At 39.6% G+C, this 25,961-nt stretch carries 24 protein-coding genes; 21 read left to right on the top strand and 3 right to left on the bottom strand.

Annotation, left to right across the window (positions count from 1 at the left end; translation table 11 throughout):
• Positions 1 to 50: 50 nt before the first annotated feature.
• The 9 genes from ACYSNO_RS03855 (at position 51) to cls (ending at position 9,153) form a co-directional block, all read left to right on the top strand.
• Positions 51 to 827 (top strand): ABC transporter permease, encoded by a 777-nt coding sequence (locus ACYSNO_RS03855; RefSeq protein WP_461729757.1) that lies wholly within the window; start codon positions 51 to 53, stop codon positions 825 to 827.
• A gap of 1 nt (position 828) precedes the next feature.
• Entirely contained in the window at positions 829 to 1,899 is a 1,071-nt protein-coding gene (locus ACYSNO_RS03850; protein ID WP_461729756.1) for a taurine ABC transporter substrate-binding protein, read from the top strand.
• Positions 1,892 to 2,650 (top strand): ABC transporter ATP-binding protein, encoded by a 759-nt coding sequence (locus tag ACYSNO_RS03845; protein WP_461729755.1) that lies wholly within the window; start codon positions 1,892 to 1,894, stop codon positions 2,648 to 2,650. Before ACYSNO_RS03850 ends, ACYSNO_RS03845 begins: the two co-directional genes overlap by 8 nt.
• A 71-nt stretch (positions 2,651 to 2,721) precedes the next feature.
• Entirely contained in the window at positions 2,722 to 3,228 is a 507-nt protein-coding gene (locus ACYSNO_RS03840; RefSeq protein WP_461729754.1) for a P-loop NTPase family protein, read from the top strand.
• 188 nt (positions 3,229 to 3,416) lie between these two features.
• Positions 3,417 to 4,541 carry a M20/M25/M40 family metallo-hydrolase gene (locus ACYSNO_RS03835; protein WP_461729753.1) on the top strand — a complete coding sequence of 375 codons (1,125 nt, stop codon included), beginning with the start codon at positions 3,417 to 3,419 and terminating at the stop codon, positions 4,539 to 4,541.
• Positions 4,534 to 5,382, top strand: coding sequence for a YitT family protein (locus tag ACYSNO_RS03830; protein WP_461729752.1), 849 nt, complete (start codon positions 4,534 to 4,536; stop codon positions 5,380 to 5,382). The genes ACYSNO_RS03835 and ACYSNO_RS03830 overlap by 8 nt, the downstream gene beginning before the upstream one ends.
• 82 nt (positions 5,383 to 5,464) lie before the next feature.
• Positions 5,465 to 6,703, top strand: coding sequence for a hypothetical protein (locus ACYSNO_RS03825; protein ID WP_461729751.1), 1,239 nt, complete (start codon positions 5,465 to 5,467; stop codon positions 6,701 to 6,703).
• A gap of 305 nt (positions 6,704 to 7,008) precedes the next feature.
• Positions 7,009 to 7,530 (top strand): HdeD family acid-resistance protein, encoded by a 522-nt coding sequence (locus ACYSNO_RS03820; RefSeq protein WP_461729750.1) that lies wholly within the window; start codon positions 7,009 to 7,011, stop codon positions 7,528 to 7,530.
• A 99-nt stretch (positions 7,531 to 7,629) separates the two neighbouring features.
• Entirely contained in the window at positions 7,630 to 9,153 is a 1,524-nt protein-coding gene (cls, locus tag ACYSNO_RS03815; protein WP_461729749.1) for a cardiolipin synthase, read from the top strand.
• 144 nt (positions 9,154 to 9,297) lie between these two features.
• Here cls and ACYSNO_RS03810 read toward each other — a convergent pair whose 3' ends face one another.
• Positions 9,298 to 9,762: a GyrI-like domain-containing protein gene (locus tag ACYSNO_RS03810; protein ID WP_461729748.1), complete on the bottom strand. Its 465-nt coding sequence runs from the start codon at positions 9,760 to 9,762 to the stop codon at positions 9,298 to 9,300.
• A gap of 235 nt (positions 9,763 to 9,997) precedes the next feature.
• On the opposite strand from ACYSNO_RS03810, the gene ACYSNO_RS03805 reads away from it, so the two are divergent.
• The 6 genes from ACYSNO_RS03805 (at position 9,998) to ACYSNO_RS03780 (ending at position 16,858) form a co-directional block, all read left to right on the top strand.
• A complete protein-coding gene (locus ACYSNO_RS03805) occupies positions 9,998 to 10,855 on the top strand; it encodes a YitT family protein (RefSeq protein WP_461729747.1) in 858 nt (285 codons plus the stop codon).
• 18 nt (positions 10,856 to 10,873) lie between these two features.
• Complete coding sequence (locus ACYSNO_RS03800) at positions 10,874 to 12,175, top strand: Sapep family Mn(2+)-dependent dipeptidase (RefSeq protein ID WP_461729746.1); 1,302 nt, start codon at positions 10,874 to 10,876, stop codon at positions 12,173 to 12,175.
• 27 nt (positions 12,176 to 12,202) lie between these two features.
• Positions 12,203 to 13,159 carry a N(4)-(beta-N-acetylglucosaminyl)-L-asparaginase gene (locus ACYSNO_RS03795; RefSeq protein WP_461729745.1) on the top strand — a complete coding sequence of 319 codons (957 nt, stop codon included), beginning with the start codon at positions 12,203 to 12,205 and terminating at the stop codon, positions 13,157 to 13,159.
• A 32-nt stretch (positions 13,160 to 13,191) separates the two neighbouring features.
• Positions 13,192 to 15,186: an alpha-amylase family protein gene (locus ACYSNO_RS03790; protein WP_461729744.1), complete on the top strand. Its 1,995-nt coding sequence runs from the start codon at positions 13,192 to 13,194 to the stop codon at positions 15,184 to 15,186.
• Between the two features lie 12 nt (positions 15,187 to 15,198).
• Positions 15,199 to 16,056 carry an ROK family protein gene (locus ACYSNO_RS03785; RefSeq protein ID WP_461729743.1) on the top strand — a complete coding sequence of 286 codons (858 nt, stop codon included), beginning with the start codon at positions 15,199 to 15,201 and terminating at the stop codon, positions 16,054 to 16,056.
• Between the two features lie 73 nt (positions 16,057 to 16,129).
• Positions 16,130 to 16,858, top strand: coding sequence for a GntR family transcriptional regulator, LSA1692 subfamily (locus ACYSNO_RS03780; RefSeq protein ID WP_461729742.1), 729 nt, complete (start codon positions 16,130 to 16,132; stop codon positions 16,856 to 16,858).
• Between the two features lie 100 nt (positions 16,859 to 16,958).
• Here ACYSNO_RS03780 and ACYSNO_RS03775 read toward each other — a convergent pair whose 3' ends face one another.
• On the bottom strand, positions 16,959 to 17,723 hold the full coding sequence (locus ACYSNO_RS03775) for a DeoR/GlpR family DNA-binding transcription regulator (protein ID WP_461729741.1): 765 nt from the start codon (positions 17,721 to 17,723) through the stop codon (positions 16,959 to 16,961).
• A 172-nt stretch (positions 17,724 to 17,895) separates the two neighbouring features.
• Here ACYSNO_RS03775 and ACYSNO_RS03770 point away from each other — a divergent pair, with 172 nt between their 5' ends.
• The 6 genes from ACYSNO_RS03770 (at position 17,896) to ACYSNO_RS03745 (ending at position 25,149) form a co-directional block, all read left to right on the top strand.
• Positions 17,896 to 18,582 (top strand): class II aldolase/adducin family protein, encoded by a 687-nt coding sequence (locus tag ACYSNO_RS03770; RefSeq protein WP_461729740.1) that lies wholly within the window; start codon positions 17,896 to 17,898, stop codon positions 18,580 to 18,582.
• Positions 18,583 to 18,606: 24 nt separating this feature from the next.
• On the top strand, positions 18,607 to 20,079 hold the full coding sequence (locus ACYSNO_RS03765) for a rhamnulokinase (RefSeq protein ID WP_461729739.1): 1,473 nt from the start codon (positions 18,607 to 18,609) through the stop codon (positions 20,077 to 20,079).
• Positions 20,080 to 20,093: 14 nt separating this feature from the next.
• Entirely contained in the window at positions 20,094 to 21,878 is a 1,785-nt protein-coding gene (locus ACYSNO_RS03760) for an L-fucose isomerase (protein WP_461729738.1), read from the top strand.
• A 75-nt stretch (positions 21,879 to 21,953) separates the two neighbouring features.
• Entirely contained in the window at positions 21,954 to 23,108 is a 1,155-nt protein-coding gene (gene fucO, locus ACYSNO_RS03755) for a lactaldehyde reductase (protein ID WP_461729737.1), read from the top strand.
• Positions 23,109 to 23,185: 77 nt separating this feature from the next.
• Entirely contained in the window at positions 23,186 to 24,007 is an 822-nt protein-coding gene (gene rhaD / locus ACYSNO_RS03750; protein ID WP_461729736.1) for a rhamnulose-1-phosphate aldolase, read from the top strand.
• A 68-nt stretch (positions 24,008 to 24,075) separates the two neighbouring features.
• Positions 24,076 to 25,149, top strand: a complete 1,074-nt coding sequence (locus ACYSNO_RS03745; protein WP_461729735.1) for a S66 family peptidase — start codon at positions 24,076 to 24,078, stop codon at positions 25,147 to 25,149.
• Positions 25,150 to 25,197: 48 nt separating this feature from the next.
• Here ACYSNO_RS03745 and ACYSNO_RS03740 read toward each other — a convergent pair whose 3' ends face one another.
• The gene (locus tag ACYSNO_RS03740) at positions 25,198 to 25,779 is read right to left on the bottom strand and encodes a polymer-forming cytoskeletal protein (protein WP_461729734.1); all 582 of its coding nucleotides are present in this window, start codon (positions 25,777 to 25,779) and stop codon (positions 25,198 to 25,200) included.
• Positions 25,780 to 25,961 lie beyond the last annotated feature (182 nt).

The following is a 25,961-nucleotide window of genomic DNA, read 5'->3' as shown; positions in this document are numbered from 1 at the left end:
ACTTTACTATAAAATGATTGTAAAAAATATTTGAAACGAAGGAAATGAAAATGAAAGTATTAGACAAAAGAAAATTTCGCTTAATTTCGATAGGAACTTGGGTAGCCCTCTTATTTATCTGGTGGTTCGTTACGAACACTGGAGTCATTCAATCCAAGTTGGTCCCTTCGCCGCAAGATACATGGTGGACATTTCTTGATATCTTAAGTAATGGTTACAATGGTACAACTTTATTAGGTCAACTAGGCATTAGTTTTTATCGAATGTTTATGGCATTATTATTTGCTATTTTAACAGCCATCCCCTTAGGCCTTATGAGTGGTTATTTTTTATCCTTCCAAGCGATTTTTGATCCCATCGTTCAATTTTATCGACCATTACCTCCTTTAGCTTACTACACGCTATTAATTTTATGGCTAGGGATCGACGAAACATCTAAAGTAACTTTGTTATTTTTAGCAGCTTTTGCTCCAATCTATGTTGCTTGTGTTTCTGCAGTCGGTCGCGTGCAGCAAGACTATCTCTTAAGTGGGAAATCATTAGGTGCGAATCGCCGTCAAATCTTTTTTACAATTATTTTCCCCGCATGTTTACCTCAAATTTTTGTTGGATTGAGAACAGCAGTTGGTGTAGCTTATACGACATTGATTGCAGCAGAAATGGTGGCAGCGACGAGTGGTATTGGTTGGATGGTCATTGACGCTAGCCGATATTTAAAAAGTGATGTGATGTTCGTTGGAATAATAATTATGGGAATTACAGGTGTTTTATTAGATATTGGTTTAAAAAAATTGGAACAAGTTTTTGTGTTTTGGGAAGGAAAATAATATGAAAAAATGGTTGAAATTGTTGATATTAGGCAGTATGACCCTCTTATTCACTGCTTGTAATCAAGGGGAGTCAAAAGAAACAAATGATGGTTTACCAAAGGTTGTAAATATAGGAATTATTCGAGTTCCAAATGATAAACAAGTGGCAATCTCTACGAATCAGTTTGATCGTTACTTTAAAGAGCGAGGAATAGAGACAAAATTTTTATTTTTTGATTCTGGTGTCGCTGCCAACCAAGCTTTTGCTTCAGGGAGTATTGATTTTGCTGAAATGGGTTATACAAATGGTGTCGTCGCACTCTCAAAAGAATTGCCTGTAGAACTAATTTGGCTTCATGATGTTTTAGGTGAAAATGAAGCATTAGTTGTTCAAGAAGATACAGAAATAAATAGTGTGAAAGAATTAAAGGGGAAAAAAATTGCGACACCTTTTAGTTCAACCTCTCATTTTAGTTTATTAAAAGCTTTGGAAGAAGCTGGGATTCAAGAGGAGGTAACGCTTCTAGACATGGAAACCGCTGATATCGTGGCAGCCTGGGAAAGAAAAGACATCGATGCCGTCTATACTTGGGAACCAACTTTATCAAAAATTAAGGACACGGGGAAAGTCTTGACGACGAGTGCGGATTTAGCCGAAAAGGGCCATCTAACAACTAATATCGACTTGGTTCATCGCGATTTCTCTGAGAAATATCCAGAACTAGTGGTTGATTATCTCGCCAGTTTATCACAAGGTTACGAAGAATACATGAAGGACCCAACAGGAACTGCTAAAATTCTATCAAAAGATTTAAATTTAACCCCTGAAGAAACGTTGGAACAAATGCAAGCTTCAAAGTGGTTAACTCCTGAGGAAGAGATTTCAAGTGATTATCTAGGTACTCAGGCTGCTCCTGGACAATTCCATCAAGTATTTATCGACACCATTGATTTTTTGATTGAGCAAAAATCGATTCGTGAGCGATCGACGAATGAGGCGGTTCACAATTTTATTAATTCCTCCTATATTGAAGAACTTGTTGCTCGAAAAGATGGAAAAGAATCAGGAGATGAAGCCAGTAATGATTAGATTGAACCAAGCACAAGTCATTTATTCATCCAAGAATGAAGAAGTTGCGGCAATTGAGCCGATTGATTTATCCATTGAAAAAGGAGAATTTATCTGCTTAGTCGGACCTTCCGGATGTGGAAAGAGTACTTTATTAAAGTTAATGGCGGGTTATTTAAAACCAACATCTGGTGAAGTTCGCATGCAGAATGAAATAATTGAAGGCCCCGATTGGAAAAAAGGAGTCGTTTTTCAGTCCCCTACTCTGTATCCCTGGTTAAATGTTCAACAAAACATTGAATACGGGTTAAAGATGCGAAAAATAAATAAAAAAGAACGTCACGCTGAGGTTCGTTATTTTCTAGAACAAACGAGTATGACAGCTGCTGCCAACCGCTATCCTTTTGAGTTGTCAGGAGGAATGAAACAGCGAGTCGCGATGGCACGAACGATGGTCAATCATCCAGAATTATTGTTAATGGATGAACCTTTTGGTGCTTTAGATGCACTTACTCGCATGCAAATGCAAGCTTTGATGCGAAAATTATGGCAAGAAAATCACCAAACTATTTTTTTAATTACACATGATATTGAGGAAGCTTTGTCTTTAGGAACGCGTGTGCTAGTCATGTCCAAAGCTCCAGGACAACTAATGGAATCCATTTCGGTTGATTATAGTCAAAAAGCCTTAGCAACCGAAGGGAATGTGGTCAAAATGGATGAGGATTTTATTCGTTTGAAAGAAGAAATTTTACAAAAAATCATGCAATAAATTGTTCGCTTTTCTTTCAAAAAAATGCTATTCTTTTACGGCATCTTATTTTGGAACAATGGAGGCGTATGATGAAAATTGCACTGTTAGGCTATTCTGGTAGCGGAAAATCGACATTGGCTGCTTTTTTGGGCAAACAAAAGGAACTACCTGTTTTACATTTAGATACCGTTCAGTTTATTGAAAATTGGCAAGAACGCGAGCCAGAAGCTGCTTTAGAGATCGTTGCTTCATTTATGACTCAAGCCTCTTGGGTGATTGATGGCAACTATACAAAGTTTCTGCAAGAAAAACGCTTAGCTGAAGCCGATCAAATTGTTCTTCTCTTGTTTTCGCCACTTGCAACTTTAAGACGCGTCATTCAGCGGCGAATCAAATACCATAAGAAGAGCCGACCAGACATGGCTTTTGGATGTGAGGAAAAAATCGACAGAGAATTTTTTTGGTGGGTGCTTTATGAAGGTCGAAGAAAAGCACGCCGGCAACATTTTGTCGCAATCCAAGAACGATATCCTGAAAAGGTCATTGTGATTAAGAATCAAAAACAACTCGATCAATTTTATTTATGTCATGCTTGAGGAGCATGCGTATGATACGGTCTAAAAAAGACGGCATCGTACGCATGTTTTTTTACGATAAAAGAAACGATTAGGATTGCCATGTAACCGAAAAAAGCATGTTCTTTTTTACCATATCATTACCTTGTTTTTTAGAAATAAGATATAATTAAAATGCAATGAGAAAAGAGAGTGAAAGGGTTGAGAAAATGAGCAAAGAAAGAATGGTCACGCTTTTTACAGAGTTGGTTCAGATATCGTCTGAGTCTAAAAATGAAGGGAGATTTCATGAGTATTTAAAGGAACAACTACAAGGTTTAGGATTACAAGTTTCAGAAGATAAAAGTATGGAAAAGACAGGACTAGGAGGCAATAATTTACTTGCTGTTCATGAAGGAACCCAAAATCAACAAACAATATTCTTCTCATGTCATACAGATACCGTGGCACCAGGAGTCGGGATTGAAGTTGTTGAAGAAGAAGGCGTCCTTTCTTCTAAAGGAGCAACGATTTTAGCAGCAGATGACAAAGCAGGAATTGCTATTTTACTCGAAGCCATTCATCGAATTCGCGAAGAGGAAATTGCAACAGGAAACATCGAATTTGTTTTTTCTCCAGGTGAAGAAATTGGTTTAATCGGTGCTTCCGCATTTGATATGACCCAATTAACTGCTGATTATGGTTATGTTTTAGACAGTGCTTTGGAAGTTGGTAGAGTAACAATCGCCAGTCCAACATTATATATGTATGAAGTCAATTTAACTGGCAAGGCTGCGCATGCCGGATTAGAACCTGAAAAAGGGGTTTCTTGCGTAGCGATTTTGGCAGAGGCTTTAAAAGAAATAAAAATCGGACGTCTCGATGAGGAAACGACTGCCAATATTGGTGTTATTCAAGGTGGCGAAGCAACAAATATTGTGACCGATCAGTTATTAGTAAAAGGCGAGGTACGCGCGATTAATCCTGAAATTGCGCAGCAGTTAATTGATGAAATGAAAACCGCTTTTGAAAGGGCAGCTGAAAAAATAGGCGGGAAAGCAGCGATTGAGGTAAAAAAAATGGCGACAGGATTCAAAATTACGGATGATGAGCCAGTTATGAAATTATTCATTCAATCGGTTGAAAATTTAGGTTATCCTCTCCTACGAGAAGTGAGTGGTGGCGGAAGTGACGCAAACATTTTTAATGCCAATGGCAAATCCTGTGTCAATTTTTCGATTGGATACGATAAAATTCACACGACAGAAGAGATTGTCGTGATTGATGAAATGGAAAAAGCCGTTCATTTAGTGATTGAGTTATTAAAAAACACGCCCGAAAAATCAAATGAATAAGAAAAAGAAGCAAGTCAAAAATGGCTTTTTACTTGTTTTAGCCATTTTAATTTTAGCAATCTCGATTAATATGTTTTTAGGACCGCATCATATTGCTGCTGGGGGCGTCAGCGGGATTGGAATTTTGGCAGAGTCTTTATTGGGTATTAATCGTGCTTGGGTTGTGATGGGACTGAATATTATTATGTTGATTTTGGCGCTTATTTTTTTAGGAAGAGATGTGTTTTATAAAACGTTGGTCGGTAGTATTTTATTTCCGTTAACTTTGCGTTTGGTTCCGCAAGTCATGTTGACAGAAGACCGATTATTATCAGTTATTATGGGAAGTATTATTTTTGCTTCAGGTGTTGCAATCTTATACAGCATCCAAGCTTCTAGTGGAGGAACGACCATTCCACCTTTGATCTTTCAAAAATACTACAATGTAAGCACTTCCATCGGGTTGTTTTTTACGGATATGGTCATCGTTTTTATGAGTTTATACGTCTTTGGTTTTGAGGAATTCTTATTTGCCATTCTATCGATAGGGCTCACTTCGATTGTAATGACTTATATTGAGACTGGCCTAAAACGTAGGAAGGCGATAATGATTTTAAGTCTCAATCACTCAGAGGAAATTCGGATGAAATTACTAAGTGAAGTGAATCGAGGGATGACTTTATTTGAAGTGAAAGGAGGAAAAGACGGCGTGAATCGAGAAATGATTATGACAGTTATTAACAATCAAGAGTATCCTAGAGTTCGCGAAGTCATTGAATCGATTGACCCCCATTGTTTTATGATTACTTATGAAGTATCTGAAGTCCATGGACTAGGTTTTTCTTATCATCCGATTCAATAATGAGTCAGAAAAATCCAAACGTTTCAAAAAGCAAGCAATCCAACGGGAGTAAAAAATAGGCAACAAATAGGAGGCGTTTTGAATGGATACAAATTATGCTGAAGCCATCCAACCGATGGTACCAATCGTCGCTTTTACGTTAGTTATGTTGGTTTGGACAATTGGAGAATTTATCTCGGCAAAGACAAAAGCAATGGTTTCGATGATGCTCGTTGCATCCATGATTTTTTTAGTTGGTTTCGCGGCAGATTTGATTCCTCATGATTTAATTCAACAATCCGGTTTGCTCGGTCTAGGTCAAGCAGTCATCGGTTTAATCATCGTACACCTAGGGACGATGATGAGTTTGGAAGACCTAAAGGCACAATGGCGAACATTTGTGATTGGTTCCGTCACAGTGGTTGTTGTCTCTTTGGTGCTCTACTTCGTTGGAAATCTTTTGTTTGATCGAAACCTGGCGATCGCTGGCTCAAGTGCGATTACAGGCGGAACGTTGTCGATTTTGATGGTGCAAGGTGAAGTGGCTACAATTGAAGCAGCAGGAGGAGATTTAGGTTTGCTCTCACCGCCATTACTCGCTGTCTTTCCTCTGTTAGTCTTGAATTTAAAAAACTTTGTTGGGTTCTTAGTCACTGCAAGCATTCTGAAAAAAGAAGCGATTCGGGTTAGAGGAGAGTATAGGGAGGGGAATTTAACCTTATACGAAGAAGAAGTCAAGGAAAATACAAAGGAAGAGGCGACGGTCATCCTACCAAGTTACCTCCAAACACCTTATGCCGTTTTATTTATTTTAGGCTGTACCGAACTTGTTGCGCGTTGGCTAAGTGGATTAACAAATGGGTATGTCAATACGTTTGTGATTGCTTTATTATTAGGAATTATTTTAAGACACTTTAAAATTGTTCGTCCGAGTGCCCTGTCAACGACCGATTCTTTTGGCCTTTTAATGATTTCCATTATGGTTATTGCCTTTGGACCGTTGGCTGATATCCAATTAAATGATTTAATTGCCCTCATTTGGCCGATTTTATTTTATCTAATTGCTGGCGTATTGACAATTATGGGGATTTCCTTTGCTCTTGGAAAGAAAGTCGGCTATTCAGGAGCTTTATCGGTTGCCATTGGTTTGACGAGTTTATTTGGTTTCCCAGGGACGATGGTCTTAACGAAGGAAGCAGCGGCAGCAGCAGGTGAAACCAAAGAAGAAATTGCAGTGATTGAGCAAAATATTTTACCGATCATGGTAACAGCCGGTTTTTCTACGGTTACCATTACCTCAGTCATTGTTGGCGGAATCATGGTCGGTTTTATTGTTGGTTAGAAAGACTCAACTTAGAAAAGGATTCACTTTATTTTGGCAAGTGAATCCTGGTTGTGCCAATAAAATCTACTTATTTTTGACTAACGCTTTTTTTATCTGTTAGTCGAGAATACTCGTGACTTTAGTCGTAAGAGGTTCGATCCTTCTAACTGAGATTGAAATGCTTCTATCCGCTACTTACTAATTAATATCGGGATTCAACCAGGAAAAAGTCGGTGGCTTGTCTATGATTACGAGAAATCGTCGAAACGTATCTAAGAAAACCCGTTTTTACTTAAAAAACAAAAAGAAAAGGGATGAAAGACATGAAAAACAATCGTTTATTTGATTTACTAATCGGAGGAGCATTTGTCGTGATTGGAATCATGGCATTAAACCGACCCGTAGCGACATTAGGTTTTCTAGTTTTTTTCTTTGGAATCCTAGCCATTGTCAGAGGAGCGACTGCTGTTTTAGGGCTTGGCGCAATGAAAAACAAAGAATCAAAAGGCTTTCGTATTTTTTTAGGTCTCTTTGATATTATTATCGGAATCATGTTCTTAACCAATGTGATTCGAGGCGCTTTATTTTTAGGCATCATGTTTGCTGTTTGGTTTTTGATTGAATCGATTGGACATTTATTCTTAACAACACGGTTTAAACGTTCAAAAGGGATGATGAAGATGCTTGTATTACTCTTTGACATTCTCTGTATGATTTTTGCAGTCATGTTATTATTTAATCCGATTATCGCAACTCTAACGCTGCCAAAACTTGTTGGTTTTTCAGCGATTACATTTGGCTTTGTGCTGATGGTTGAGGGTTTCAATGCAAAAGAAAATGCCTAAAGAATGGATTGATTCGAAATCGTTTCATTTGTTTGGAAGAGCAAACTTCGAACCAATGAAACGATTTTTTTGGTTGGCAACGTTGCAGGAGGTGAAAAAATGAAAAATAAACTACAGCAAATGGCCGTAACCACTCTTTTTTTTATTGTCTTCTTTTTCTTTTTTTACTGGGTTTTTGGTAGCTTGATTATACTAGGAATTTTTATTGAACTTGTAACTATATTTGTTTCGAGCTACCTCATTTTCTTTGATCAACGGAATGCAACAGCGAAATTTGCTTGGCTACTTGCCATGTTAATGTTGCCCTATATAGGATTAGTACTCTTCTTTTTAATTGGTAGGAATCAACAAAAAAGACGGTTTCATCAAGTACAAGTAGAAAATATTCAAGCATTAAATCGCTTTTTTAATGAGAGGTTGGCACAACAAGAAGAATGGTTCGACAGGGAGAATAACGAGACAAACGCCCTTTATCAGTTGTCAAAAAGTAGGATTCTGGAAAAAAATACGTTAGAACCACTTCATGATGGAGAAGCAGCTTATCAACGAATTTTAAATGACATCCGACAAGCAAAACATCATATTCACCTCTTCTATTTTATTTTTAAAGCGGATGAAACGGGGACAAAGCTTACGCAACTTTTAAGGGAAAAAGTGGCAGAAGGAGTGGCAGTCCGATTTATGTATGATAGTGTGGGGTCAATAAAGTTGCCCTTTGCATGGTTAAATCAATTGAAAGTAGCTGGAATTGAAGTTCGACCTTATGATTTGGTGAATTCTCCTTTGCTTAGTACACGATTAAATTGGCGAAACCATCGAAAAATCGTAGTAGTTGATGGGAAAGTTGCGCATCTTGGTGGAATGAATATTGGAAATGAATATCGAAGTATGACTGAAAAATTTAGCTATTGGCGTGATACAAATTTAAGGATTCAAGGACCAGCAGTTTGGGAAGTCCAAAAGATTTTTGTCCATGATTGGATTTTTTTTGAAAAGGAAGAGGCTGTCACTTTCTTTTCGAAGGATGCAGAAAGTTATTTTCCAAGAAAAAGTTTCAAAGAAGAATCCAATGAAGCCTGTCAAATTTTATTTGGTGGTCCCTACGATCGTGAACGCATCATTCATGATTCTTTTATGAGCCTTATTGGCAAAGCGACGAAATCGATTAAAATTGTCAGTCCCTATTTAGTCCCTGATGAGGAATCTTTGGCCAGTTTACGTCGAGCATCTCGTAGCGGCGTGACAGTTCAAATCATTATTCCCGGAAAAGGCGATCGAGCGTTATCCTATTTTGGAAATACCTCTTTCATTGATTCGCTACTTGAAGCAGGAATCGAGGTTTATCTCTATGATAAAGAAGCTTTTTTACATGCGAAGTATTTAATTATTGACGATGTAGTCGCCACAATTGGTTCAACAAATTTTGACATACGGAGCTTTTACTTAAATCATGAAATTTCAGCTTTTCTTTACGGTCCATCAGCTACGATTGATAAAATGGTTGTTCAATTTGAAAAAGATTGTCTGAATTCGATTATAATGACAAAAGAGCAACGAGCCAGACGCCCTGTTACACAAAGAATAAAAGAGCGTTTAAGTGCTTTTTTTGCACCACTCTTATAAGAATCGATTGCAATGGAAAGTAGTCTGGAAAATGCAGGACAAGAAAAAAGGCAGTGACTCACACGAGATGCTCTCCCTATACAAGACGCTAGAACATAAAAGTCTAAATAGGGAAGTGTATCATGGGGGGTCACTGCCTCTTTGTTAGTTTTCATCAGGCAGAGGTAACGGGATTGCAATTTGGGTGCATGCTTGACTTGTTTTTTTGTAATCGATTAAGGAAAAGGCTTCCAGATAGATTTCTCGTGAGGGCGTGCCGATTGGAATGTTTCGAAGCGAAAGATAGTCTTCGATGGCTTGGTAACCCAAGGGAAGCTTTGTATAATCGCCTTGGTGAAGCGTTGTCACAAATTCGCCGCCAGCAATAATCTTATTTTGAAAGGGTGCACTGACGCCAATTTCTTCACTGACTGGTAAACAAACTTCAATATCGGCTTCTTCTTGATAATGACTATCATAGTACAGAGAAAATGGGGCGCCATTTATACGTTCTTTGGCTAATTCAAATAAGAGCTTAAAGTATTCTCCCATCTCTTTGTACTGACCGGTGTATCGAAAAGAAATGACCTGAGTATCGGGCAAGGCTTGAATCTTGATTTGATAATCCACAACTATCGTCTCCAATCAAAAGTTTCTTTTCTTTTATTGTACTACTTATTGAAACAAAGCGGGTGAAAAGAGTGGCGGCAATTGCGTAACTTCTAACGAAAAAAGGGAAGTTCATCAAGTGTTATGGGGAAAAGTAAAAAAATCCCAATAAATCCTTCTTTTTCTCTTGTTATTCTCTTTTAATAGTATATACTACGTGGTATATACTATTTCTGTTTAGAAAGGGAGTCCCATCGTGTCAAAAGAAGAGAAAACACAAAGAAATTCCAAAATCATTGTTGCTTGTATTTATGCACTAACCGTCTCGGTCGCCTTTAATTTTTTTTGGCTCCCCGGCAGTATATACGCAAGTGGCATTACTGGTTTTTCTCAATTGATTGTTTCAGTCTTCGAAAGCTTTTTTGGTTTTTCTTTTTCCATCCCACTCATTGTTTTAATGATGAATATTCCACTATTACTGATTTCTTGGTTCATGATTGACCGGCAGTTTACTCAGTATACGATTTTGGCCGTTCTTTTGACCTATGTCTTTATGAGTCTTGTGCCAGTAAAAACGATTGTGACAGATCCGATTTTGGCTTCGATTGTAGGTGGGATTTTGCATGGCGCTTCCGTGGGGATTACGTTAAATAGTGATTTTTCAACGGGGGGGCTGGATATCATTGGTATTTTGGTTCGAAAGCGGACAGGACGCTCGATCGGGAGTATTTTTATTATTTTTAATTGCTGTATTCAATTTGCTGCAGGATTTTTATATGGTTGGCAATATGCTTTTTATAGTGCTTTAGCTGTTTTTGTTAGTGGGAAGACGGTTGATTTTGTTAATACCAAACAACAAAAAGTACAAATTATGCTTGTGACTGAGCACTCCGAAGAGTTAATTCCCTTGTTGCAAAATACATTAAAAAGAGGGATCACAATCGTGAACAATGTTGAAGGTGGTTTTTTAAAAGAAGAGAAAAAAATTCTTTTTATTGTCGCGAGTCAAAAAGAAGTCAATTGCTTAAACCGTTTAGTGAAGGAAGTTGATCAACAGGCTTTTATGAGTATCTCGCCTGGAGTGGTTACGAATACGAATTTTTATGAATGGTAAGAAAAGGAGCGAAAATGAATGAAACAAAAGAATTTTAAAGCACTGATAGAAGCGCACAAAGAAGAATTTTATCAAGATTTAGCTCAAATTATCGAAATTCCGAGTGTCAAAGGTTCTCCAGAAATCGGTGCACCCTACGGCATTGAAAATAAACGAGTGTTAAAAAAAGTGATGGAAATTGCTGAATCTTATGGATTTAAAGCGCATCTAGTTGATGACGCGGTGGCGTACATTCAACTGGGAGAAGGAGAGGATTACTTAGGCATTGCAGGTCATCTTGATGTGGTCGAGGCAGGTGGCCAGTGGACCTATCCCCCTTTTGAATTAACACGAGCGAATGGGAAACTATATGGTCGAGGCATTCTTGATAATAAAGGACCGATTTTTTCTTGCTTGTATGGGTTAAAATTACTAATGGATCAAGGGTATCAATTGAACAAAACTTTACGGATTCTTTTTGGAAGTGATGAAGAAAGTGGTTCGTCAGATATTGCTCGATATTTAAAACAAGAAAAAGCACCAAGCTTTGCCTTTACTCCAGATTGTAAATACCCGGTGGTTTATGGGGAACGCGGAATTATCAATGTGACTTTTGAAACCGCATTATCAAGTGACGCCTTAGCCTTGGTATCTTCCATTGAAGGGGAGCAAGATCGCAGTTTTGTGCCAGACGAGTTAAGCTGTACACTTGAAGGGAAAACCTTAGCTGTAAAAGGAAAACGAGCGCCATCGAATGCACCGGATTTAGGAAGCAATGCCATTACTTTATTAGCTGGAGAAATTCAAAGCAGTACGACGAATTCTGAATTGAAAGAATATTTCTCTTGGCTTTATGAGTGTCTGCACGAGAAACATTTGGGACAAGGTTTAGAGATGGCTTGGTCGGATGAAATGAGCGGGGCTTTAAATGTCACTCCCTACCTATTAGAAAAAACGAGTAGCGGATTTAAATTGGGCTTGTCTTTACGGTACCCCGTTTCCTTTACCGAAGAACAAATCATGACTGGTCTTAAAAAGGTAGCGAACGAAGCAACGAAGGTGACTTTAATTCGTAGCATGCCAAGTTTACTAACGGATAAAAATCGGCCAGAAGTTGCACAATTAACAAAAGCTTATGACTACGTGACAGGGTTAGATAGTACGCCCGTCACAACAACAGGAGCGACGTATGCGCGCTTCTTACCAAATACGGTGGCTTTTGGCCCATCTTTTCCGGGACAAAAGGGCATCGCTCATAACGTAGATGAATACATGGATGAAAGTGATTTACTCTTAAATATGGAAATTTATATGCATGCAATTTTAAATCTTTGCGAATAAAACAAACAATTACTAGGAGGAAAAAGAATGAGTTACGGAATGATAGCAACATGGAGAATGGCTTGCGATGGTATTGCAGCAGGTACAAAGGATTTAGCAGCGGGAGGAACTTCTCAAAAAGCCATTGTCGATGCGATTAAAATGGTAGAAGATTACCCTTTTTATAAATCTGTTGGTTATGGCGGGTTACCAAATGAAGTCGGCATGGTGGAATTAGATGCGGCTTTTATGAATGGAGATAATTTTGATATTGGTGCGGTTGCGGGAAGCCGTGGGGTGAAAAACCCAATTGCTGTGGCAGAAAAACTCAGTCATGAACGTTTTAATTCGTTTCTTGTTGGCGATGGCGTAGCAAAGTATGCAATTAAAGAAGGATTCGAAATGCAAAACATGCTAACGGAACGTGCAAAAAAAATGTGGGAAAACCGGTTAGATGAAATGCGTAACTCAAATTTAAGTCCTTATGATGGGCACGATACAGTTGGCATGGTGGCTTTAGACCAAACAGGTAGTATGTCTTGTGGGACTTCAAGTAGTGGTTTATTTATGAAAAAAGAAGGCCGTGTAGGTGATTCGCCCTTATCTGGTTCAGGTTTTTATGTCGATAGTGAGATTGGGGGAGCAACCGCAACTGGTCTAGGAGAAGACTTAATGAAAGGTTGCTTAAGCTATGAAACCGTTCGACTAATGGGGACGGGCTTAAGTCCTCAAGAAGCAGTCAATCAAGCAACAATGGACTTTGCGAAAAAATTGGAGCGTCGAAAAGGCAAATGTGGGGCCTTCTCATTAGTCGCGATGAATAACCGAGGCGAGTGGGGCGTAGCAACCAACGTGGAGTTCACTTTTGCCGTAGCAACCGATCAATTAGAGCCAACGATTTATCTGGCGAACCCAGCAGAAGACGGGGGCAATCCGGTGATTGAAGTAGCTAGTCAAGAGTGGCTGGATGCGTATCAAGCAAGAATTACAGCACCAATCAAATAAAAAATGAATGAACAACAAAGGAGAATGAAAAAATGCGTTCAAGACAGGTCCATTTAGATTTCCATACGAGTGAATTAATTCCAAAAATTGGGGAAAAATTTAACAAAGAGAATTTTGTAGCAACCTTGAAAGAAGCTCACGTGAATTCAATTACTTGCTTTGGGAGATGTCACCACGGTATGTTGTACTACCCAAGTAAGACACATCCAGAATTGATTCACCCAGGATTAGAAAATCACAACTTATTAATTGATCAAATTGATGCTTGTCACGAAGCGGATATCGCTGTTCCAATCTATACAACGGTTCAGTGGGATCACTATGTTATGAAACATCATCCGGAATGGTTATCCGTTGATGATAAAGGAGAATTTATCGATACTCAGGGAGTACCCGAGCCTCATTTTTATCATACGATTTGTGTGAACAGTCCTTACCGTGACTTCTTTAAAGCACATATCTTAGATTTAATCGATGTCGTTGGGAAAGAAAAAGTCGATGGGATCTTTATGGACATCTTATTTGCGGTCGATTGTGATTGTCAGTACTGTCAACTTGAAATGAAAAAACGAAACATCGATCATACAATCAAAAATGAACGCTTGAAATATTCAAAAATCATGCTTCATGATTTTAAAGAAGAAATTTCAACCCTTATTTGGTCCATTTCACCTGAAATCAAAACGTTTTATAACGGTTCACATATTGGACCAAATGACAAAGCAAGCTTACCGTTTTATTCGCACTTGGAGTTAGAAAGTCTACCAAGTGGTGGCTGGGGTTATGATCATTACCCAATCACTTCCCGTTATGCACGGAATTTAGGGAAGGAATTCATCGGAATGAATGGGAAATTCCATACTTATTGGGGGGATTTCCATTCACTAAAAAATAAAGCAGCGATGGAGTTCGAAGTGTTTAATATGTTTGCTCAAGGGGCGCAAGGTTGTTCGATTGGAGACCAATTACACCCTGATGGCGAATTATCAAAAGGTGCTTATGAACTCATTGGTCATGTTTTTGAAACGGTAGAAAAAATGGAAGAAGATTGCAAATATGCTTTTGTCCCACTAACAGAAATTGCCGTCTTAACGCCTGAAGAATTCTGGATTCCAGGATCAGACACACCGAGAACGAGCCCAGCGATTATCGGTGTCACAAGAATGCTGCAAGAGCTAAATTATCAATTTGATATCATTGATTCAGCAATGGATTTTGAAAAATACAAAGTACTTATTTTACCTGATATTATTCCATTTAAAGCGGCAATTGCGGAAAAATTAACAGCCTATCTTGCCCAAGGTGGAAAAGTGATCGGGACTTACGAGTCTTTGATTGATAAAGAGAAAAAAGAACAAGCCTTTTACGGCATTGATTACTTAGGTGAAGGCGTGTACGAGCGAGAGTTTATTTTACCAAATGAAGCTTATGGTCGCGAGTTACCAAAAGAAGAATTTGTTTCTTATCTCCGAGGAACTGAAATTGCCTTGAACGGTGCCACAGGGTTGGTCGATCGAGTAAAACCCTACTTTAACCGCGAAGGTGAAACATTCATCTCTCATCAACATGCCCCTTCGACTCGTGAGATTGGTGCACCGGAATTAACAAAACAAGGCAATGTTTATTACTTTGCGCATCCGATATTTACCCTATACCGTAAAAATGCGCCGCAATTTATTAAAGCGATTTTCAGCGATGTTCTGGCAGAATGTATCACTGAAAAACAAGTGGTTCATAATGGCCCATCTTCTTTACAAATCACCGCGAATACATCAAAAGCGCAAGATGTGATTGTTTTACACGGGTTACATTATTTAACAGAGAAAAAATCAGAAGACATTTATACGATTGAAAACCACTACCCATTACTAGACATCACGTTAACATGTTTTGTAGGGGACAAACCGGTTAAACAAGTGCTTGATGTGTTAACCAAAGAACCACTGGCTTATGAAATCGTTGATGGCTACGTTGTGATTCAAAAAGAGGTCCTAGTGCCGCATTTTGTTTATAAAATTGTCTTTTAAGGTGGGAATTTAATGACGATATTAGCAATTGACATCGGTGGTTCAAGTGTAAAAAGTGCCATTTATACACATGAATTAGCCGATCGCCAGCAATTTTATTCGCCGGCAAGTTTAAGTGAAATGCAAGAAAAACTCGATCAGATGATTACTTACTATCTAGAAAAGTATCCGATTGAAGCGATTGCTTTTAGTGTACCAGGCATACCGAATCAGGAAACAGGTCGGGTGGATGGGGTGAGTTCTTTACGCTACATTCATGACTTTGATTTCCTACCCTACTTTAAAGAGAAGTACCAACGTCCGGTTTACTTTGAAAATGATGCCAATAGTGCCTGCAAGGCAGAGGTGCATTTAGGTATTGCCGGCGATGTCCAAAACGCGTTGTTTATGGTCATTGGAACCGGTGTGGGTGGAACGATTATTTCGAATGGAAAAATTCAACCAGGGGAACATTCCTACGGTGGCGAATTTGGGATGATGTTGGTTGACGGCCGTCGGGAATTAAGTGAACTAGGCTCTGCCGTTCATATGGCGCGAAAGTATTCGAAATTAAAAGGCAAAGATTATACAGGTGAAGAAGTTTTTGCCTTAGCGGAACAAGGAGAGGTCGATGCCCTCGCAGCAACTGAAGAATTGTATCATTATTTGGCTCTAGGCATTTATAATATGCAATACACGATTGATCCAGAGTATATTGTTTTAGGGGGTGGCATTACCAAAAAAGCTGATTTGCTCGATCAAATTTATCGAAAGTTGGCGGTGATTATGAATTACGGGCAGCGTTGTCCGATTTTACCCAAACTTCGTATTGCAAAATTTGGCAATGACGCCAACTTAATTGGTGCTGCCCTAACAGCTGAAGGAAAATAAAAAAGACAGACTGGACAAAAGACCGTTCCAGTCTGTTTTGTTAATGGTATAATGAAAAGCGAGGTGAAGGATAGTGACGAGTGAAAGACATTCGACCAAGGTGAAGTTTGAAGCGGTGGCCAAAGCCATTGAAGATCGGGTTAAAGAAGGTGTTTATGTGAGTTCGCAAAAACTACCTTCAGAATATGATTTAGCCAAAGAGTTTGCCGTCAGTCGGTTAACCATCCGTAAGGCGATTGATGAATTGATTCAAAAAAATATTTTGTATAAGCTAAAAGGCAAAGGCAGCTATGTCATGTCTCCGCAAAAAATACAGAGCGGTCGTTCTGGATTGCAAGGGTTTACCGAAGCTGCAAAAGAATATGGAAAGACCAGTCACACCGAAGTGATTTCGTTTAAAACCTTGAAAAAGGTCCCCCAAAACATTTTAGATGCTTTGCATTTAACAAAGGACGATCAAGTCAAAGAGTTAATTCGTCGGCGCCTATATGATCAGACGCCGATGACGGTGGAAAAATTGTACTTGCCTGCCGTTCACGTCGCAGGTTTCACGCAAAGTGATTTTGAGCAGTCACTGTTTCAACTTTTGGAAGAAAAAGTAGCGATTGCTTATTCGCATCAAGAAATCGAGGCAATCTTAGTGACGAAAGAATTAGCCAAACTCCTAGAAGTGCCAATTGGGAGCCCTTTGTTACAGGTAAACTCCTTAACTTATACGAAAGACGCCGCTCCGATATTATACGATTGCTCTTACTACCGAGCAGATAAATACACGTTTAAAAACACCTTGATTCGAAATTAAGGTGCTGCAAATAAGGTGCAATTGGCGCATGAAAAAACATTCGAATCTGTCCACGAAAGCGGTCGTTTTTTACGCTGGACGAATTTGAATGTTTTTTTAGTCAGTTATTTGGATACAAAATTTCAAGGTTCTTTTCTTCAAACAAAGTCAAATAATGCTCTGCGGGTGCTTGATTGGTAATAATCGCATCGTAGTCAATAAAGTTACTAATTTTAAAGAAATGGGTCGAATCAAATTTTGAATCATCAACGAGTAAAACTTTTTGTTTGGCTCGTTGCATCATTTCTTTTTTTAAGTTAGCTTGGCTAAAACTCGCTTCATAAACCCCTTCTTCATCGATTCCACGACAAGAAAAGAAGGCAAGATCAAAGCGAAACGACTCGAAAACAGGATCTTGTCTTGAAGGAAAAACCGATTTTGAATTCATTTTAATTTCGCCACCGGTAATAAAAATTTTTAAGGATTCATTATTTGTTTCACTGAGTAAGGTCGCCGTTTTCAAGCTATTTGTAATGACCACAAGATTGGGAATCGTCATAATAACATCAATCATTTGTTGGACCGTACTGCTGGAATCAAGAAAAATACACATTCCGGGACCAATAAAGTCTGCTGCTAGGTCCACGATTCTTTTTTTATTAGTAAGGTTTGTCCCTTCGCGATAGGAATGAGAAAACTCCACATTTGAGGCCTGAGTCAACATCGCTCCACCTCGTACACGCAAGATTAAATTTTGGTTTTCTAAAGAAACCAGTGCCCGACGAATAGAAGAAGTACTACAATGTAATTGCTGGCTAAGTTCCGCATTACGTACAAATTTTTTCTTGCCTAAAAGCTCTAAAATCTCTTTTTCACGTATATCCATAAAGCCATCCCTCCAGCGATATTGTATCATAGGCTGAACGAAAATGAACGTCTTTGAACAAAAAAAGGATGAAAAAAAGAGCGTTTTCTAAATGACTGTTCAAGTCTTCATCTGCGTCAAATACTAGGTATAATATAGACAGTTAGACAAAAGCAAAATGGAGGAATCAGCGATGAATGAACAATTAATTCGAGAACAAATTTGCGATGTTTGTAATAAGATGTGGCAACTCGGTTGGGTAGCAGCCAACGATGGGAACGTTTCAGTGAAATTAGATGAGAATACTTTTTTATGTACGCCAACTGGGGTAAGTAAAAGTTTTATTACACCTGAGAAATTAATCAAAATTGACAAAGACGCAAACATCATTGAAGCGGAAGGGGATTATCGTCCATCTAGCGAGATTAAAATGCACTTACGTGTTTACAAAGAGCGACCAGATGTTGGATCCGTTGTCCATGCCCATCCACCGGTTGCGACAGGTTTTGCTTTGGCACATATTCCGTTGGATAGCTACTCTTTAATTGAAAATGCGATTGTTGTCGGTTCTGTGCCAATCACACCATACGGGACGCCTTCAACCAACGAAGTGCCTGAAGCAATCGCGCCATATTTAGACGAACACGATGTTTTGCTCTTGGAAAATCACGGAGCGTTAGCAGTAGGCTCAGATATTATTACGGCTTACTATCGAATGGAAACATTGGAATTAGTTGCTAAAACAACGTTCTATGCACGAATGCTGCTAGGTGGAAAACAAGAAGAGGAAATTCCACGTGATAAATTAGAAACCTTGTTTGAGATGCGTAAAAACTATGGCGTCACTGGGAAACATCCAGGGTATAAAAAATATAGTTAAACAAGAGAGAAAGGGAATCAGGCGATGCAAAAAAATGTTTTAGCCTTTGATTTTGGTGCTTCTTCTGGTCGAGCGATTGTTGGAAAATACCTTGACGGTCAACTTGAGTTAGAAGAAGTCCATCGCTTCCCTAATTATCCAGTGGAAGAAGATGGCGGCTTGTATTGGGACATTGATTATTTGTTTCAACAAGTCATTCAAGGCATCCAAAAGGCAACAAAAAAATATTCAATTGATAGTTTAGGCGTCGACACTTGGGGCGTTGACATCGGATTTTTAGATCAAGCGGGTCAACTTCTAAAAAGACCAAGGAATTATCGCGACCCACAAACGAAAGGGATGATTGAACAAGCGAATACGCGATTGCCAATTGCTGAAATTTACAAAAAGACAGGGAATCAACTAATTGAAATCAATACCTTATTTCAACTATTGGCAACACAAATGAATGATCCGGGCTTATTCAATCAAATCGATCAGTTTTTATTTATGCCCGATTTAATCAATTATCTTTTAACCGGGAAAAAGGTGGCGGAAAGAAGTATCGCTTCGACGAGTCAATTGGTCAACCCTCGTACCAATCAGTGGGATGCGGACTTATTAGCAGCCTTTGATCTAGCCAAAAATATTTTCCCGCCACTTGTTGATGAAGGGCATTCATTAGGGAAAACCAAATCGTCCTTTGACTTTTCGCCCATTGAAGTGATTAATATTTGTGAACACGACACGGCGAGTGCCGTTGTGAGTGTACCGAGCAATCAACGGTTTCTGTTTGTTTCTTGTGGGACTTGGTCGCTTGTGGGCACCGAGTTACCAGATCCAATGATTCACGACAAAGCGTTTCATTACAACCTAACGAATGAAAGCGGAATCAATCGAACAACGCGTTTTCTGAAAAACTGCACAGGTTTGTGGATCATTCAAGAAGTGAAAAGGAACTTTGAAGCACTTGGAAGAAGCTATACTTTTGGTGAGCTTGCCGATTTAGCGAATGAAGCGGCTGCTTTTCGTTGCTTGCTTGATACGGATGATGAAGTCTTTATCGCACCAGGTGATATGATCGGCCGGATTCAAGCATATGCCGAGGCTACGCAACAAACCGTACCGAAAACGGATGGTGAAATTGCTCGTTGTGTTTATGAGAGCTTAGCAATGAAGTACAAATACACGTTTCTAGAAATTATTGATGCAGTCGGCGCCGAGTTTGACACAGTGAACATTGTCGGTGGGGGTTCTCAAGCGGCCATATTATGTCAAATGGTTGCAGATGCTGCGAATCTTCGTGTTTGTGCAGGGCCAGTTGAAGCGACTGCAATCGGTAACATTGCGGTCCAATTAATGGCTCATCAAGCATTTAAAGATGTAAAGGAAGTCCGTGAGTGGGTGAAGGAAATTGCAGAAGTGACGTATTACTACCCAACAGCGAATAATGGGGAGTGGGAACGGCAATTTTCTCGTTATCAAAAAATAGTGAATCGAAAAAAATCAAAAGAATGAAGGAGTAATGAATCGTGAAAAATTATCCGAAAATTGGAATTCGACCAACAATCGATGGACGTCAAGGTGGCGTACGTGAATCTTTAGAAGAAAAAACAATGGCGATGGCACATGCAGCCAAAGAATTAATTGAAAGTACCTTACACTATGCCGATGGGACACCTGTTCAGTGTGTCGTCGGTGAGCGCACCATTGGGGGGCGTGGCGATGCAGGGATTGTTGCGGAACAATTCAGCCGTGAAAATGTCATCGCGACACTTTCAGTAACGCCAAGTTGGTGTTATGGAACAGAGACCATGGACTTAGAACCCAATACAATAAAAGCCATTTGGGGATTTAATGGAACTGAGCGTCCTGGCGCGGTTTATTTAGCGGCAGCGATGGCAGGTTACGCTCAAAAGGGGATGCCAGCCTTTAAAATTTATGGTCAAGATGTCCAAGATTTAGATGACAATACCATTCCAACAGATGTCGCAGAAAAAATCCTATCTTTTGCTCGAGGTGCTTTTGCAGTTGGCCAAATGAAAGGGAAGTCTTACGTTAATATTGGGGCTTCTTGTATGGGGATTGCCGGCTCGCAAGTTGACGATCATTTCTTTGGCAAGTACTTAGGAATGCCTGTCGAGTTTGTTGACATGACTGAGATTTTGCGCCGAATGACGTTAGGTATTTACGATGAAGCAGAATATAAAAAAGCTTATGCTTGGATTCAAGAAAAATGCCAAGAAGGTATCGACATCAACATTGGCAAAGAATATCCGGAAGTCATTACGAAATCGAAAGTCGTACCAGCAGATGAAGATTGGGATTTTATTGCGAAACAAGCAGTAATTATCCGTGATATCTTATTTGGAAATGAAAAGTTAGCAGAAATTGGTTGGAAAGAAGAAGCGCGTGGGCGCAACGCCATTGCAGGTGGTTTCCAAGGTCAACGTCAATGGACTGACTGGCTACCAAACGGAGATTTTACCGAAGCAGTGATGGCCTCGACTTTTGACTGGAATGGGCCACGTCCTGTGACGGCTTTTGCAACGGAAAATGATACCTTGAATGCGGTTTCCATGTTATTTGGTACCCTTGTAACAAACAAGGCACCGATTTTTTCAGATGTTCGTACGTATTGGAGCCCAGAAGCGGTTGAACGTGTGACAGGGAAAAAATTAACGGGGAAAGCAGAAAATGGGATTTTACACTTAATTAACTCTGGTGCATCTGCACTGGATGGCAGTGCCGCAGCCAAAGACGAAAAGGGCAATGGTACAATGAAAGAGTTTTGGAACATGACTGAAGAAGACGTGGAAGCGTGCTTGGAAGCGACGGATTGGTGCCGTGCAAACTATGAGTATTTCCGTGGTGGCGGTTACTCCTCACACTTTAAGACAGCAGCAGAAATGCCTGTGACGGTGATTCGTTTAAACATGGTAGAAGGTGTGGGACCAACTTTACAAATCGCGGAAGGTCATACCGTTGTCTTGGATGACGAGATGCATGCAATACTAGATGAAAGAACCGACAAAACGTGGCCGACAACTTGGTTTGCACCAAACCTAGGGGAAGAAGGATTTGAAACGGTTTATGATGTCATGAATTATTGGGGATCCAATCACTGTGCAACGGTTCATGGACACGTGGGAGCGGATATTATTACATTAGCAAGTATGTTACGTATTCCGGTTGCCCTGCACAATATCCCACGCGAACGCATCTTCCGTCCACATGCATTTAGTGGTTTTGGTACGAAAGATTTAGAAGGGGCCGATTTCAAAGCTTGTGAACATTTCGGACCATTATACAAATAAATCAATGAACCAAGTAGGAGTGTTAACGCTCCTACTTGGTTTAAAATAAAAAAATGAAAGAAGGAAAGTAAGAACATGACAGTAAACCGGATGATTTTAAATGAAACTTCTTATTTTGGAAAAGGCGCAATTAATCATATCCCAACTGAATTCCAAGCAAGAGGCTACAAAAAAGCGATTGTTGTCACGGACAAAGATTTAATGGACTTCAAAGTTGCAACCAAAGTAACAGATTTACTCGATCAAGCAGGGATTGCTTATGAAATTTATGATGGGATTGTTCCAAATCCAACGATTAAAAATGTGACGGATGGTGTGGAAGCGGTGAAAGCATCCGGAGCAGATTGTATGATTGCAATCGGTGGGGGATCACCAATTGACACAGCTAAAGCAATTGGAATTATTATGACGAATCCTGAATTTAGCGATGTCATTAGTTTAGAAGGGGTGGCGGACACGAAGAATCCTTGTTTACCTATCTTAGCTGTCCCAACAACTTCAGGAACGGCAGCAGAAGTAACCATCAATTATGTTATTACGGATGAAGTCAATCAGCGTAAGTTCGTTTGTGTAGATCCTCACGATATTCCGTTAGTGGCATTTATTGACAGTGAAATGATGATGGGGATGCCAAAAGGCTTAGCAGCTTCTACAGGAATGGATGCGATGACGCATGCGATTGAAGGATTCATTACAAAAGGTGCTTGGGAAATGAGTGATATGTTGCATATCAAAGCGATTGAAATTATTGGGCGTTCATTGGAAGCATCTGTCAATGGGGATCAAACAGCCAGAGAAGAGATGGCACTGGGACAATATATCGCAGGCATGGGTTTTTCAAACGTTGGTTTAGGATTGGTTCACGGCATGGCGCACCCACTAAGTGCTTGGTATAACATTCCGCATGGTGTTGCTTGCGCTTCATTATTACCAACGATTATGAAATACAATAAAGCTTTCACTGGTGAAAAATATAGGGACATCGCTCGTGTTTTAAACATTACAGGTGTCGATGAAATGACTATCGAAGAAGCAAGGGATGCCGCGTGTCAAGCAATTGATGATCTAAGTGCAGCCGTTGGCATTCCAAAGACGATTTCAGAGTTAGGTGTGAAAGTAGAAGACTTACCAAAAATTGCGCAAGATGCCTTCAATGATGTCTGTACTCCAGGAAATCCTCGTGAGACAACGATTGAAGCAATCATTGAGTTATACCAAAGTTTAATGTAAAGCACACCAATAAAACTTGTGAAGAGTGTTACTAATCAAATTAGTAGCACTCTTTTAGATGAAAGAAGGCATTTAAAATGGAAATGTTACAAGCACCATTTATCCAAGAAATGATTGAAACAACCACCAACTTATATCGTTTAGGGTGGGATGAAAGAAATGGGGGGAATATTTCCTACCTACTTACAGAAGAAGAAGTGCGGCCTTATCTAGACCTCACAAAAATTATCCGAACCTTCCCTTTAGCCATCGACGGTTCGGCTTTGGCAGGACGTCTCTTTTTAGTGACGGGTTCAGGTAAGTATTTTAAAAACGTTCAAGGACATCCAACAGAGTGTTTAGGGATTATTCGGATTGGTCGGTCAGGAAAGGCAGTCGAATTGCTTTGGGGATTTGAAAAAGATTCCGTACCAACAAGTGAGTTACCAAGTCATTTATTGAGTCATATCGCTCGTTTAGGCGTTGACCAAGAACATCGGATTATTATGCATAACCATGCAACCCATTTGCTGGCGATGACTTTTACTCATTCTCTAGAAGAACGGGCACTCACTCGCACCTTGTGGCAGATGTGTACGGAATGCTTAGTTGTTTTTCCAGAAGGCGTCTCGCTGATTCCCTGGATGGTGCCAGGGACAACGGAAATTGGAGAAGCAACGGCACAGAAGATGAAAGAAACACGCTTGGTACTTTGGCCACACCACGGCGTTTATGGTGCAGGACAAACGATGGATGAGGTGTTTGGTTTGATTGAGACGGCAGAAAAAGCCGCAGAAGTTTATACGTGTGTCAGGGCTCAAGGACCGATTTTACAAACGATTACAGATGAGCAACTATGGCAGTTAGCAGAAGCCTTCAAAGTGACACCAAGACAAGGGTACTTAATGGGGAAAAGATAAAAATACTTGTCTCCTTGAAAAAAATCGGTATAATCAATGCTAATTCTATGTTAAGAGGGAGTGAGATTATGCGAAAAGCACCCGTATTACAAAGAGGGGATAAAGTTGCAATTGTGAGTTTATCTAGTGGGACGCTAGGAGAAGATTTTTGCCAACATAATGTCGAGATAGGGAGTCGGCGTTTAGAAGAAATGGGGTTAAAACCTGTTTTCATGCCCCACGCTTTAAAAGGAATGGCATACGTGAAAAACCATCCGGAAAAACGAGCAGCTGATTTAAAATCCGCCTTTTTAAATCCTGAAATCAAAGGAATTATTTGTGGCATTGGTGGGGATGATACCTTTCGTACGTTGCCATACTTACTGGATGATCCTGAATTTGTAGCTGCAGTAAAGGAAAATCCCAAGTTATTTACGGGATATTCGGATACAACTATCAATCATTTGATGTTTTATCGTTTAGGCATGACGAGTTTTTACGGCCCCGCCTTTTTGACAGATTTTGCTGATATTGGTCCAACAATGCTTCCTTATACAAAAGAACAAGTATTTCGTTATTTAGGTGCGAACACGCAAGCACCGGTAATTGCTAGTCCCGTTTGGTATAAAGAACGTCAGGACTTCTCAGCAGCAGCCATTGGGCAACCAAGGGTCGCGCATGAAGAATTGACGGGACATGTTTGGTTACAAGGAGCAAAGGAAGTCACAGGCCCTTTTCTAGGCGGTTGTTTAGAAAGCCTCTATGATGTGTTGGCTGGAGAACGCTACCCGGAAGAAGTGGCACTTTGTGAAAAGTACCAACTGTTTCCGAACCCTACCGAATGGGAAGGAAAAATTGTCTTTTTAGAAACATCAGAAGAAAAGCCTAAACCAGAGTTGTTTCGTAAGATGTTATTGAAACTCAAAGAACACCAAGTGTTTGACAAGGCTGCCGGATTACTGGTAGGAAAACCTCAAGATGAAGTCTATACGAAAGCCTACCAAGAAATTCTAGTCGAAGTCATCGATGATCCAAAATTCCCTATCTTATACAATTTAAACTTTGGTCATGCCTACCCACGAATGATACTGCCATATGGAGTGGAAGCAATGATTGCTAAAGATGGCAAGACCTTGCATTTCAATGAGCCTTGGTTCAAGTAAGCAAAAAAGGCGATTCCAACTGAAATGGAGTCGCCTTTTAATCATGGGTTATTCTGCAACGGTGACTTCGCCCGTCACGCTTGCACCTTTCCCATCTTTGTCTAAGTCTGCAGATTCTTTGTATTCTTCTTTTGTGAAAGTGATGTTTCCTTCAACTTTTGTACCAATTAAGGCAAAACCATTTGCGTTCACTTCGATATCGCCTTTAATTGTTCCGTAGAAAACAGTAAAGTTTTCAGAATTAACCACAACTTTAGGAGCAGTTAAAGTGAAGTTTTCTAAGATATTGAATTTATCGTCTTGTGTGTGTAAAGCTAATTTACGGTAAATCGCTGCAGAAGCATCGTCTTTATCATGGAATTCGCCATCAACAACTAAATCTTTATCAAAAGTAATATCGCCAGTTGCTGCTGCAATCCAAGTGCCATCTGCTGATAAAGCATTTGCGATTACTTCCGGTTTGTCGCTAATTGAAGCAGAAGTGACAACATCTTCTTCTGTTGAGCTTGCTACTGAAGACTCTGGTGTTGAAGTGCTACTTTCAGGTGCTTTGTCTGGGCTGCATGCCGCTAAAATCCCACCTGTTAATAATACAGTTGTTGCAAGTGTTGCAATTTTGATCTTTTTCATGTGAATCCCCCACATTTCTTTTTTTCTTGTCTTTTGTTTCGCTCACAAAGTAGAATGGAACGAGAGACTTGCTAAAGAAAAACTTTCTTTATAGACTGTATTCTACACAGAAAAAAGAAAAATGTCTAATATTTTGTGAAAAAAAAGATAAAATCAGCAAATGAAGGGAACGTCGGGAAAAG

This window comes from Enterococcus sp. LJL98 (assembly GCF_054871745.1).
This window is presented reverse-complemented; position numbering and strand designations above follow the sequence as displayed.

Coding starts and splice junctions, on each gene's coding strand:
- ACYSNO_RS03845 (WP_461729755.1), top strand. CDS start 1,892: ATGATTAGATTGAACCAAGCACAAGTCATTTATTCATCCAAGAATGAA.
- ACYSNO_RS03820 (WP_461729750.1), top strand. CDS start 7,009: ATGAAAAACAATCGTTTATTTGATTTACTAATCGGAGGAGCATTTGTC.
- ACYSNO_RS03790 (WP_461729744.1), top strand. CDS start 13,192: ATGCGTTCAAGACAGGTCCATTTAGATTTCCATACGAGTGAATTAATT.
- ACYSNO_RS03825 (WP_461729751.1), top strand. CDS start 5,465: ATGGATACAAATTATGCTGAAGCCATCCAACCGATGGTACCAATCGTC.
- cls (WP_461729749.1), top strand. CDS start 7,630: ATGAAAAATAAACTACAGCAAATGGCCGTAACCACTCTTTTTTTTATT.
- ACYSNO_RS03840 (WP_461729754.1), top strand. CDS start 2,722: ATGAAAATTGCACTGTTAGGCTATTCTGGTAGCGGAAAATCGACATTG.
- ACYSNO_RS03830 (WP_461729752.1), top strand. CDS start 4,534: ATGAATAAGAAAAAGAAGCAAGTCAAAAATGGCTTTTTACTTGTTTTA.
- ACYSNO_RS03745 (WP_461729735.1), top strand. CDS start 24,076: ATGCGAAAAGCACCCGTATTACAAAGAGGGGATAAAGTTGCAATTGTG.
- ACYSNO_RS03775 (WP_461729741.1), bottom strand. CDS start 17,723: ATGGATATACGTGAAAAAGAGATTTTAGAGCTTTTAGGCAAGAAAAAA.
- ACYSNO_RS03800 (WP_461729746.1), top strand. CDS start 10,874: ATGAAACAAAAGAATTTTAAAGCACTGATAGAAGCGCACAAAGAAGAA.
- rhaD (WP_461729736.1), top strand. CDS start 23,186: ATGGAAATGTTACAAGCACCATTTATCCAAGAAATGATTGAAACAACC.
- ACYSNO_RS03855 (WP_461729757.1), top strand. CDS start 51: ATGAAAGTATTAGACAAAAGAAAATTTCGCTTAATTTCGATAGGAACT.
- ACYSNO_RS03785 (WP_461729743.1), top strand. CDS start 15,199: ATGACGATATTAGCAATTGACATCGGTGGTTCAAGTGTAAAAAGTGCC.
- ACYSNO_RS03765 (WP_461729739.1), top strand. CDS start 18,607: ATGCAAAAAAATGTTTTAGCCTTTGATTTTGGTGCTTCTTCTGGTCGA.
- ACYSNO_RS03835 (WP_461729753.1), top strand. CDS start 3,417: ATGAGCAAAGAAAGAATGGTCACGCTTTTTACAGAGTTGGTTCAGATA.
- ACYSNO_RS03850 (WP_461729756.1), top strand. CDS start 829: ATGAAAAAATGGTTGAAATTGTTGATATTAGGCAGTATGACCCTCTTA.
- ACYSNO_RS03795 (WP_461729745.1), top strand. CDS start 12,203: ATGAGTTACGGAATGATAGCAACATGGAGAATGGCTTGCGATGGTATT.
- ACYSNO_RS03770 (WP_461729740.1), top strand. CDS start 17,896: ATGAATGAACAATTAATTCGAGAACAAATTTGCGATGTTTGTAATAAG.
- fucO (WP_461729737.1), top strand. CDS start 21,954: ATGACAGTAAACCGGATGATTTTAAATGAAACTTCTTATTTTGGAAAA.
- ACYSNO_RS03740 (WP_461729734.1), bottom strand. CDS start 25,779: ATGAAAAAGATCAAAATTGCAACACTTGCAACAACTGTATTATTAACA.